The 10,504-nt window shown below is 63.0% G+C and carries 11 protein-coding genes; all 11 read left to right on the top strand.

What is annotated here, in order from left to right:
• The first annotated feature begins 14 nt into the window (after positions 1-14).
• The 11 genes from flhA (at position 15) to V3572_RS07335 (ending at position 10,410) form a co-directional block, all read left to right on the top strand.
• The gene (gene flhA, locus V3572_RS07285; protein WP_332110319.1) at positions 15-2,126 is read left to right on the top strand and encodes a flagellar biosynthesis protein FlhA; all 2,112 of its coding nucleotides are present in this window, start codon (positions 15-17) and stop codon (positions 2,124-2,126) included.
• Positions 2,116-3,327, top strand: a complete 1,212-nt coding sequence (locus V3572_RS07290) for a flagellar biosynthesis protein FlhF (RefSeq protein ID WP_332110320.1) — start codon at positions 2,116-2,118, stop codon at positions 3,325-3,327. Before flhA ends, V3572_RS07290 begins: the two co-directional genes overlap by 11 nt.
• Before the next feature lie 96 nt (positions 3,328-3,423).
• Positions 3,424-4,257 (top strand): MinD/ParA family protein, encoded by an 834-nt coding sequence (locus tag V3572_RS07295; protein WP_332110321.1) that lies wholly within the window; start codon positions 3,424-3,426, stop codon positions 4,255-4,257.
• A complete protein-coding gene (locus V3572_RS07300; RefSeq protein WP_332110322.1) occupies positions 4,199-4,987 on the top strand; it encodes a FliA/WhiG family RNA polymerase sigma factor in 789 nt (262 codons plus the stop codon). The genes V3572_RS07295 and V3572_RS07300 overlap by 59 nt, the downstream gene beginning before the upstream one ends.
• A gap of 94 nt (positions 4,988-5,081) precedes the next feature.
• Entirely contained in the window at positions 5,082-5,819 is a 738-nt protein-coding gene (locus V3572_RS07305; RefSeq protein ID WP_332110323.1) for a flagellar basal body-associated FliL family protein, read from the top strand.
• 1 nt (position 5,820) lies between these two features.
• Complete coding sequence (locus tag V3572_RS07310) at positions 5,821-6,138, top strand: hypothetical protein (RefSeq protein WP_332110324.1); 318 nt, start codon at positions 5,821-5,823, stop codon at positions 6,136-6,138.
• A gap of 49 nt (positions 6,139-6,187) precedes the next feature.
• Positions 6,188-6,607: a hypothetical protein gene (locus V3572_RS07315; RefSeq protein ID WP_332110325.1), complete on the top strand. Its 420-nt coding sequence runs from the start codon at positions 6,188-6,190 to the stop codon at positions 6,605-6,607.
• A gap of 68 nt (positions 6,608-6,675) precedes the next feature.
• Positions 6,676-7,530, top strand: a complete 855-nt coding sequence (locus V3572_RS07320) for a hypothetical protein (RefSeq protein ID WP_332110326.1) — start codon at positions 6,676-6,678, stop codon at positions 7,528-7,530.
• A gap of 44 nt (positions 7,531-7,574) precedes the next feature.
• The gene (locus V3572_RS07325; protein WP_332110327.1) at positions 7,575-8,072 is read left to right on the top strand and encodes a Crp/Fnr family transcriptional regulator; all 498 of its coding nucleotides are present in this window, start codon (positions 7,575-7,577) and stop codon (positions 8,070-8,072) included.
• A 161-nt stretch (positions 8,073-8,233) separates the two neighbouring features.
• Entirely contained in the window at positions 8,234-9,652 is a 1,419-nt protein-coding gene (locus V3572_RS07330) for a menaquinone biosynthesis decarboxylase (protein WP_332110328.1), read from the top strand.
• Positions 9,653-9,681: 29 nt separating this feature from the next.
• Positions 9,682-10,410 carry an MBL fold metallo-hydrolase gene (locus V3572_RS07335; RefSeq protein WP_332110329.1) on the top strand — a complete coding sequence of 243 codons (729 nt, stop codon included), beginning with the start codon at positions 9,682-9,684 and terminating at the stop codon, positions 10,408-10,410.
• The last annotated feature ends 94 nt before the right edge of the window (positions 10,411-10,504 follow it).

A 10,504-nucleotide genomic window follows, 5' to 3' on the forward strand; every position in this document is an offset into this window, starting at 1 on the left:
CGGGTGTCAAAAAGATGGCCAAACCACTGAAGACGGTTTCATTCAACTACGAAAAGTTCACCAAGCAGGGCGACATCCTTTTGGCCGGCGGCGTGGTGATCATTTTGTTCGTCATGCTGGTTCCCATTCCGCCGTTTTTCATCGATCTCATGCTCACCCTGTCCATCTCCGTAAGCCTGGTGGTCCTGGTCACCACCATGTTCATGACCACGCCCCTGGAATTTTCCATCTATCCGTCGCTGCTCCTGGTCACCACCCTCCTTCGGCTGTCCATGAACGTGGCCTCCACCCGGTTGATCCTGTTGCACGGCGACGAAGGCACGGCGGCCGCCGGACACGTCATCGAGGCCTTCGGCCAGTTCGTGGTCGGCGGCAACTACTTCGTGGGCGTCGTCATCTTCCTGATCCTGTTCTCGCTCAACAAAAAGGTCATCGTCCAGGGCACCACGCGCATCGCCGAAGTGGCCGCCCGTTTCACCCTGGACGCCATGCCCGGCAAACAGATGGCCATTGAAGCGGATTTGAACGCCGGTCTCATCGACGAGGTCGAGGCCACCACCCGCCGCGACACCATCCGCAAAGAGGCCGATTTCTACGGGGCCATGGACGGCGCGGGAAAGTTCGTCCAGGGAGACGTCAGCGCCACCATCCTCATCACGGCCATCAACATCGTGGGCGGTTTTTGCATCGGCGTCATCCAGAAAGGCATGGACTGGGCCGACGCCGCCCAGACCTACACCATCCTGACCATCGGCGACGGTCTGGTCTCCATCATCCCGTCCATCATCATCTCCACCTCCGCCGGCCTCATCGTCAGCCGGGCCGCCTCCGAGGCCAAGATGGGCGAGGAATTCATCGCCCAGCTCACCTACCATCCCCGGGCCCTTCGGCTGGTCAGCGGCATCATGGTGATCTTCGCCATCGTCCCGGGCATGCCCACCCTGCCGTTCTTGGCCATGGCGGCCCTGATCTACGGGGTTTCCATGGCCTCGGACAAGCAACGCGAACTGCTTGGCGGCGGCGAGGCCAAGGGCAAGGGCAAGGACAAGGACAAGAAAAAGGAGTTGGAGACCCCGGAGGAAGTGCAGGCCCTTTTACCCCTGGATCTTCTGGAACTCGAGGTGGGTTACGGCCTGATCCCGCTGGTGGACGAGGATCAAAGCGGCAACCTTCTGGCCCGCATCCGCTCCATCCGCCGCCAGTTCGCCCTGGACATGGGCCTGATCGTCCCGTCGCTGCACCTGCGCGACAACCTCCAGCTCAAGCCCGGCCAGTACACCGTGCTCATCAAGGGCAACGAGGTGGCCTCGGCCGAGATTCTCATCGACCACTACCTGGCCATGGACCCGGGCGACGCCAAGCACCGCATCCGCGGCGTGGAGACCCGCGAACCGGCCTTCAACCTCCCGGCCCTGTGGATTCCCGAGGCCCAGAAGGAAGAGGCCATGCTGGCCGGCTATACCGTGGTCGATCCGGCGACCGTCATCGCCACCCACCTAACCGAGGTCTTCCGCCGCCATCTGCATGAATTCCTGGGCCGCCAGGAGACCCAAGTCCTCTTGGACAACCTGGCCAAGCGCGCCCCCAAGGCCGTGGAGGATCTGGTGCCCGGCGTCCTGGGGCTGGGCTCGGTGCAAAAGGTGTTGCAGAATCTGGTCAAGGAAAACGTCTCCGTCCGCGATCTTTTGACCATCGTGGAGACCCTTTCCGACTATGGGCACTCCATCAAGGATCCCGACCAGCTCACGGAATACGTCCGTTCCCGCATGGGACGCACCATCGTCAAGCCGTACCTGTCGCCCGGAGGCTCCCTGCCCATCTTCAACCTCTCCCCCAAGGTGGAGGGAAGCATCCAGGAAAGCCTGCGCAAGACCGACCATGGCACCTATATGGCCATGGAACCGATGACGGCGCAAAAGATCATCCAGGCCATCAAAAACGCCATGGACAAGGCTCTGTCCGTGGAAGGTCAGCCGGTGCTTCTGACGTCGCCCGTCTCCCGGCCGCACCTGGCGCAGCTTCTGATGCGGTTTGTGCCCACCCTCCCGGTGATCTCACAGGCGGAAATTCCCGGCGAGATAAAGCTCCAATCCCTTGCCACCATAGGAATCAACAATGCGGGTTAGAACCTTTCGCGACAAGAACATGGCGCGGATCCTGGCCAGGATCAAAAGCGAAATGGGTCCGGATGCGGTCATCCTGAGCAACCAGACCGTGCGGGAAAACGGCCAATGCCTGTGTGAGATCATGGCCGCCGTGGAGTCGGTCGAGGAGGCCCCCAAGACGGCTGCCCGGGAGAAGGTGCTGACCATCCCCGCCGCCCCGGCCAAGGGGAACGGCGCACGGAACCGTCCCGCAGCCGCCAGGCCCGAAACGGACCCGATGGCCGACATGATCCTTCCCGGCGCCGCCTCCGGCGACGGCTGGCGACGGGAATGGGACGAAATTCGCGACCACATGATGGCCCTGCTCAAACCTGGTCTGAAATTTGACAGGCTCGAACCCCGCCAACGCCTGGCTTTGCAATACCTGGAACGCGAAGGCGTGGAGGATGCCGTTTTATTGACGTTGTTCCGGTCCCTGACCGACTGCGGGGAACGCACCGTCCTGCCCGCCCTGTCCCGCATGGTCGGGATCAAGCCCCTGCCCTCGGACAGTTGGGGCCAACGCGTCCACGTCCTGGTCGGCCCCTCGGGCGCGGGCAAGACCACGGCCGTCTTGCGCCTGGCCCTGGCCAGAAAACGCCAACATCCGAATACGCCGGTCACGGTGGCCGCCCTGTGGGACGGTTCGACGGGCTCGGCCATGCTCAAACGCTATGCCGAGCTTTCGGGCATCACCTTTAGGAGCGTGACCAGCCCAGAAGAATTCCGGACCCTGTGGGAAAGTCTTGGGCCCAGCGGGTGGGCCTTTGCGGAAATGCCCTGCCTGCGCGGCGAAGAAAGCATGGACCAGCGCCTGCGCGCCCTGGGCATGGCCGGACATCCCGGCGTGGCCGTACACTTGGCGCTGAGCCCCATCTGCGCCACGGCCCAGCTCCGGTCCTTCGCGGCCCGCTACCGGGCCAGCGCGCCGGGCAGTATTGTCTGGACGAAGCTTGATGAAGCCTGTAATTTCGGGACTCTGATCAATGTGGCGCATGCCGTGGATCTGCCGGTCTCGGCCCTGTCCCATGGACCTGAACTGAACCGGAACCTCACGACGGCCACCGCCACCGACGTATGGAAACTCATCTTCAAGCACCAGTTCCCCGGCGAAACCGCCAGGGACTCCCAACCCGGACGAGGCACGAAACAAAGCGCCACGACGGCGAAAAGCGCGGCGTAGGGGATCATGCGGCCAAACCTCCCCACGGCGACGCCCGCAGAAAACAAAGACAAGCGTCGTCTCTTACCGATGACGGCGCGACGTGGAGCATACGCAGTGACGGCCCAGACGGAACTCCCCCTGGTCTTCTCGGTCACCTCCGGCAAAGGAGGCGTGGGCAAGACCAATCTCTCGGTCAACCTGGCCTATTGCCTGAGCCGCATGGGCAAGCGCACGGTCATTCTGGATGCGGACCTGGGACTGGCCAACGTGGACGTGCTGCTTGGCCTGACCCCCAAACTCAATCTCTTCCATCTTTTCCACGAGGGCGTGACCCTCAATCGCGTGCTGTGCCAGACCCCTTACGGCTTTTCCATCCTGCCCGCCTCCTCGGGCGTGGGGGAAATGCTGACCCTGTCCACGGGCCAGAAGCTGGAGCTTTTGGAGGCCATGGACTACCTCGAAAACCGCATCGACTATCTTATCGTGGACACGGGGGCGGGGATCAGCGACAATGTCATTTATTTCAACCTGGCGGCCCGGGAACGACTGTTGGTTCTGACCACGGAACCCACCTCCCTGACCGACGCCTACGCCCTGATCAAGGTCATGCACATCAACCATGCCGTGAATCGGTTCCGGGTGTTGGTGAACATGGCCCAAAGCGCCAAGGCGGCCATGGTGGTGTACGAAAAACTCTATCAGGCCTGCGACCGTTTCCTCAGCGGCATCTCCCTGGACTTCACGGGATTCGTGCCCCAGGATCCGGCTGTCAGGGCCGCAGTCATTCGGCAGAAGCCCTTTTGCGTCGATTCCCCCGGGGCCCCAGCCAGCAGGAAACTGGAGGACATCGCCCGGACCATCACTACCTGGGATATCCCGGCAACCCTCGATGGAAACATCAAATTCTTTTGGAAAAAGCTCCTCTTCCAGGAACAGCCCCTGGCTTAGGCTGGATTCTGGGGAAACCGCCTGGGAAGACTTCGATCTCCGCGACCGGGAGGAGATCGTCAGGCATTTTGCGCCCAAAACCAAAATCCTGGCCCTGCGCCTCAAGGCCAAGCTCCCCCAGAGCGTGGAGCTTGGGGAACTGATCAGCGCCGGATCCCTGGGGCTCATGGAGGCCTTGAAACGGTTTCGCCCCGAGTTGAACATCAAGTTCGACACCTATGCCGAAAACCGCATCAAAGGGGCCATGCTCGACGAACTGCGGCGCATGGACCGCTTCTCACGCGGCCAGCGCCACCGCATCCGGACCCTTGAGGAACTCATCCGCCGCCTGGAGCACGAGCACGGCGAATCCCCCTCCGTGGAGGCCCTGGCCGACGCCTCGGGGCTGACCATCCGCGAGGTCTCCCAAAGCATGGAGGCCCTGCAAAACCAGTTGTGCATCAGCCTGGACGCCATTACCGAGAACCTGTCTTCCTACAAGATCAACCAAAACGACAACGAGCCCTTCAAGTCGACGGAATTCAAGGAGCTGGTGGACAAGCTGGCCGGGCTCATCGACGACCTGACGCCCCGGGAGAAGCTGGTGCTCTCCCTGTACTACGGCGAGGAGCTCAACATGCGCGAGACCTCTGAGGTCATGGGCATCACCGAGGGCCGGGTGTCCCAACTGCATTCCCAGGCCCTGGCCAGATTGCGGCAAAAATTCAAGACCGACTTCGGCATCGACTGATCGCAGGCGTCGCCCATGAAGGTCAACACGTTCAGCCCGTCGCCCCGGAATCTCCCGTGAGGGAACCCCGGGAACGCGACACCCGCCGCGCATCATGAGCAAGGACAAAGGCGCCTCATCCTCCGCGAAAGCCCCTGCGGCCATGGACGATCCGGTTGACGCCGGATTGACCAAGGCCAAGCTCGACGACACGGAGCTCAGCGACGAGTTGCCCAAAGCCTTGCAAAAGGTCGAGTTGGACCTGGACGACGCGCCGTTTCTGGAAGACGAAAAAGACGAACAGCCGCCTCCCGCCCCCGAGGAGGATTCCGTCCGCACGGACGATGCGCCTGCGCCTTCCCCCTGGTGGAAGAAAAAAGCCATTCTCTTCGGCGGCGCCGGACTTGTGCTCGTCATCCTGGCCGCCGCTGCCTATTTCCTGTTTTTCTCCGAAAAAAAAGACGAGGCCCCGCCCCCGCCGCCAATCGAAGAGGAGGCTGCGCAGGCCCCCACGGAAACACCCGCACAGCCTCCCACGCCCGAGGAAAAAGAGGTCGTGGTGGTCATGGAGCCCTTCCTCGTGGAGCAGGTCAACGAAAAAGGCGAGTCGTTCCTGGTCAGCCTCCAGTTCACCGCGGGCGCCAAAAATCCCGATCTCGAGAAGGAACTTGCCCGGAACACGGTTGTGCTTCGGGATGCCGTGTATTATTATCTTAAAAATAAACAATTGATTTTTTTGGACGACGTGAAGGTTGCCGACGCCCTTAAACAGGACATCATGTCGGTGATGAATCAATTTCTGGGAGACGCGCAGATCGAAACCCTGTTCATCGAAAAATACGTGGTGAAGTGACATGTCCATCGACCTCAGCACTGTCCTCCAGGTCATGCCCTACGCCCAAAACGTCGCCCACGCCGAGGTGATCCATCCCGGGGTGCAGCAGGCCACGGCGGCGGAACTGGCCCTGCAGCGGCTGCGCGAGGAGAGCGAGCAGGTTCCCAAGGTCGAAGAACAGGACGCCGCCGATTCCATCACGGACCAGGACGAGGAACGTCGCCGCGACGGACGCCAGCCCCGCAAGCGCCAGGCCCGGCATCCGGCCGGGGAAGAAGAAACGACGCCGACCCACGTCACCCCCTGGACGGGAAACATCATCGACGCCAAGATATGAGGGACATGTTCCGACTCCCTAACACACGCCCCCGCTTCAAGGTTGGTCCATGAGCGCCGAACCCTATCTGATCCTTTTTCTCACGTTGAGCGAACTGGCGCTCATCGTGTTGGTGGTCATCTTTTTTTCCCGCCTGCGACGCTCCGAGGGGCTTTTGCACAGGATGCAAAACAACCAGGAGCAGTTGTTGGAAAAACTGCGGGTCAACGCCCAACTCGAACAGGAACTGGTGTCGAGCTTCAAACGCCGCCATGCCGAACTCCTGGCCCTGGACGAAAAGCTCGAAGAACGCCGGGCAGAGTTGGAGCGGCTTCTCAAGCAGGCCCGCGAGGTGTCCCGATCCCCCCAGTTCCTGCGCCAGGTCATCCTCAATGGCCACAAGAAGGGGCAGTCCATCGACGCCCTGGCCAAATCCACGGGCCTAGCCCCGGACGAGGTGCGTCTGATCCTCGAACAGGCTGCGTCCTGACCCGGCGCCAGAGAGGAGACGACTTGCGCCGACACACCCATCCTTTCCCATCGGCCTGAGGTGTTCCCATGGCTGGCCGTGACCTCGAAGACTTCCGCCGTGCGTTCCGATCCGGAGAACGGGTTGTGGGCCGGGTGCTTTCCCGCCCCGACGCCCGGCATGCCCTGGTGGACATCTCCGGCTTCGAGCTTCTGGCCGCCACCGACACCGATCCGCCCCCCGGGGCCAGGCTGACCTTTTCCATCATCCGGATGCATCCGGTGGTGGTGCTGCGCGAGATCGCCCGGGACCACGCCGATCCCAATGCCGCTCTTCCCCGCCGCATAGCAGGACTTCTGTCCTCCCTGGCCAGCGCCCGGGCCGCCTTCGAGCCGCAACTGACCGGCCTTCGACCGCCTCCCGCCCCATCCTCCGGCCAGGCCGTCGATCTGGTGGACCTCAAACGCCGGTTTCTGTCCGCGCTTTGCGCCGATGAAACGGCTTTCGCCGCCTACCGGCGCCTGGCCCGGCTGACCCGGGAACTGGCCGCCTTGCCGGGCCTTTCCCGCCTGGGAAAGTACCTGTACGCTCCATGGTATCCTCCGGACGCCGTGGGACACGAGCTTCTTTTGGGACGGCCCGGGGCGGGAGGGGCGCGGGAAATCCACCTCGCGTTCCGGCTTAACGGACCTAACGGGCCGGGCGAGGTTCGGATAAAGGCCCTCTTTCACGGCGAGGTGGCCCGGTGCCTGGTGTTTGCCGCCGCTCCCGAGGGCCTTGACCGCCACATGTTCTTGCCCGAGACCGTCCGCCTGGGACGCAAGGTGGTGCGCCTTCTGCCGATGGCCGCGCCGCGCCCCCTGGGACCGTCCATGCCCTCGCTTGCGCAATCCCTGCTGGGGAGTGGGGCCGGAAGCTTTACGGGGGTGAACCTTCGAGTGTAAGAACGTTTTCTTGCACCCCACCCCACAGGCAAAGGAACACAACCATGCCCAGCGGCGACGAAGACCTGCTCTCCTCTCCCAATCTTGGCCGCAGGATAAGCGAGATGCTCGACGAATCAGCCTGGGCCAAGGATTTGTCGTGGCCGGACATCCAGGCCCTGTCGGGTTTCATGTCGATTCTGGAATTCCCCAAGGAGATGACCATTTTCACCGAGGGTGATCGCAGCGACTACATGGCCATCGTGCTGCACGGGCTGGTGGAGATCGCCAAGCACGAAGAGGGCGACGAGTTTTCCACCAAATTTCTGGTGCGCCTGGGCCCTGGCCGGGCCTTCGGAGAGATGGCCCTGGTGGAGGGGCTGCCGCGTTCGGCCTCGGCCCTGGCCGCCGAGGATACGCGGCTTTTGGTGCTGACCAGGGACGAATTCAGCCGGATGTGCACGGAAAACAAATCGTTGGCCCTCAAGATGGCGATCAACATGGCCCGGCTCATCAGTTTCCGGCTGCGCCACACCAGCTCCAAGCTTTTGCGGTTCCTTTAGGACGACGTCTCGGGCCGCCCGATCCTCCCGGAGGATCGTTCCCCAAAATACCGGCACGGAGCACAAGGCCGGGCTCGCAGGCCCTGCACCTTGTTCCGTCTTCAACCCATACCCCTATTTCGAGGCATACCAGCATGGCATACAAGGATTTGCAGGATTTCGTGAAGGCATTGGAGGGCGCTGGCGAACTTACGCGCATCACCACACAGCTTGATCCCTTTCTGGAGGTGGCCGAGGTCACGGACCGGGTGAGCAAAAAACACGGCCCGGCCCTTTTCTTCGAAAACGTGGGCCAGTCCCGGTTTCCGGTGCTGACCAACGCGTTCGGCTCTTTTACCCGCATGCACATGGCCCTGCAGGTCGAGAGCCTGGAGGCCCTGGCCTCGGAGATCACGGAATTTTTGGAGATCGAAAAGCCCTCGGGCATCATCAAAAAGCTCAAGCTTTTGCCCAAGCTGGCCCGGATGGCCAACATCTTCCCCAAGGAAGTGGGCTCGGGCCCCTGCCAGGACGTGGTCCGCACGGGCGACGACGTGGACCTTTCCATCATGCCCGTCTTGACCACCTGGCCGGGCGACGCCGGGCCGTTCATCACCCTGCCCGGGGTCATCACCAAAAACCCCGAGACCGGCAAACGCAACTTCGGCATGTACCGCATGCAGGTCTTCGATAAAAAAACCACGGGCATGCACTGGCACCGCCACAAGGGCGGGGCCTACCATTACCATCTGGCCGAAAAGCTCGGCAAACGCCTGGAAATGGCGGTGTGCATCGGCTCGGACCCGGCCGTGACCTACGCCGCCACCGCCCCCCTGCCCGACGAACTCGACGAGATGCTGTTCGCGGGTTTCCTGCGCCATTCGCCCGTAGAGCTGGTCAAGTGCAAGACCGTGGACATCGAGGTTCCGGCCAACGCCCAGTTCGTGCTGGAGGGCTATGTGGAGCCCGGCGAACGGCGGCGGGAGGGCCCTTTCGGCGACCACACGGGCTATTATTCCCTGGCCGACGACTATCCGGTCTTCCACGTCACGGCGCTCACCCACCGCAAGGACGCCATCTATCCGGCCACCCTGGTGGGACCGCCGCCCATGGAGGACTGCTTCATGGGCAAGGCCACGGAGCGCCTGTTCCTGCCCCTGATCAAAAAGCAACTGCCCGAGATCATGGACATGAGCCTGCCCCTGGAAGGCGTTTTCCACAACCTGTGCTTCGTCTCCATCGACAAGCGCTATCCCGGACAGGCCAAGAAGGTCATGTACGCCCTGTGGGGCCTGGGACAGATGATGTTCACCAAGATCATCGTGGTGGTGGATAAAAACGTCAACGTGCAAAACACCTCAGAGGTGCTGTGGCGCCTTGGCAACAACGTGGACCCACGGCGCGACGTGGTTATGGTGGACGGCCCCCTGGACGCCCTGGACCATGCCTCGCCCCTGGCCTTCTACGGCGGCAAGATGGGCATCGACGCCACCAAAAAAGGCCCCCAGGACGGCCACAACCGCCCCTGGCCCGCCTCCCTGCGCATGGCCCCCGAGGTCAAGGACCGCATCGACGCCCTGTGGGGCGAGCTGGGGCTGTAACCGGGACGCCCGCCAGGAGATCGCCGCCCATGGACATCACCTACATTCATCACGACTGCTTCGTCGTGCGCCACGCCGGGCGCGTGCTGCTCTTCGACTATCCCCGCCCCAGCCATCTGCCCGCCCAGGCCGCCCAGATGGCCGCGCCGCTTCTGCACGGGGCCGATCTGACCGTCTTTTTCTCCCACGGCCACCCCGACCACTTCGACCCGAACATCCTGGCGGTCACCGCCGGGGCGGCCACGCGCCGCTTCGTGGTCTCGGACGACGTGGCCGACATGTTCCCGGACAGCCTGCCCCCGGACGCCGTGATCATGGCGCCGGACCAGACCCGCGAGGTGGCGAGGCTCACCGTGTCCACCCTGGAAAGCAACGACCTGGGCGTGGCCTTTCTTCTTTCCTGGCCCGAAAAACGCCTCTATTTCGGAGGCGACCTGGCCCAGTGGGACTGGCCCACCCTGCCCGACCGGGCCCGCGCCGAAACCTGCCGCTTCTTCACCGACGCCCTGGCCCGCATCGCGGATTTCGCCCCGGACGTGGCCTTCACCAACTGCGACTTCCGCCTCGACTCCCTGGGCGGCGTGGTGGCCTTCGCACAGGCCGTGCGCCCCGGGCTCCTTATCCCCATGCATCTTTTCGGCGACGCCTCGCGGCTGTGGACCCTGCCATCGCGCATCGCCGAGGCCAGCCCGCCCGACGCCCCCGACATCCCGGTCTTCTGCTACGCCGCCCCCGGCGACAGCACCGTGCTGGAATAGCCTGCGGCGGCAAGGGGGGAAACCTTTTGAAAAAGGTTTCCCCCTTGACCCCCCTTCGAAAACTTCGTCGCGCTTCGCGTCTGCGGATGGCGCA

Source organism: Desulfolutivibrio sp., assembly GCF_036584575.1.
GTDB lineage: Bacteria > Desulfobacterota > Desulfovibrionia > Desulfovibrionales > Desulfovibrionaceae > Desulfolutivibrio.

Excerpts from the sequence above, each read along its gene's own strand:
- flhA (WP_332110319.1), top strand. The coding sequence starts at position 15 with ATGGCCAAACCACTGAAGACGGTTTCATTCAACTACGAAAAGTTCACC.
- V3572_RS07290 (WP_332110320.1), top strand. The coding sequence starts at position 2,116 with ATGCGGGTTAGAACCTTTCGCGACAAGAACATGGCGCGGATCCTGGCC.
- V3572_RS07300 (WP_332110322.1), top strand. The coding sequence starts at position 4,199 with ATGGAAACATCAAATTCTTTTGGAAAAAGCTCCTCTTCCAGGAACAGC.
- V3572_RS07305 (WP_332110323.1), top strand. The coding sequence starts at position 5,082 with ATGAGCAAGGACAAAGGCGCCTCATCCTCCGCGAAAGCCCCTGCGGCC.
- V3572_RS07310 (WP_332110324.1), top strand. The coding sequence starts at position 5,821 with ATGTCCATCGACCTCAGCACTGTCCTCCAGGTCATGCCCTACGCCCAA.
- V3572_RS07315 (WP_332110325.1), top strand. The coding sequence starts at position 6,188 with ATGAGCGCCGAACCCTATCTGATCCTTTTTCTCACGTTGAGCGAACTG.
- V3572_RS07320 (WP_332110326.1), top strand. The coding sequence starts at position 6,676 with ATGGCTGGCCGTGACCTCGAAGACTTCCGCCGTGCGTTCCGATCCGGA.
- V3572_RS07325 (WP_332110327.1), top strand. The coding sequence starts at position 7,575 with ATGCCCAGCGGCGACGAAGACCTGCTCTCCTCTCCCAATCTTGGCCGC.
- V3572_RS07335 (WP_332110329.1), top strand. The coding sequence starts at position 9,682 with ATGGACATCACCTACATTCATCACGACTGCTTCGTCGTGCGCCACGCC.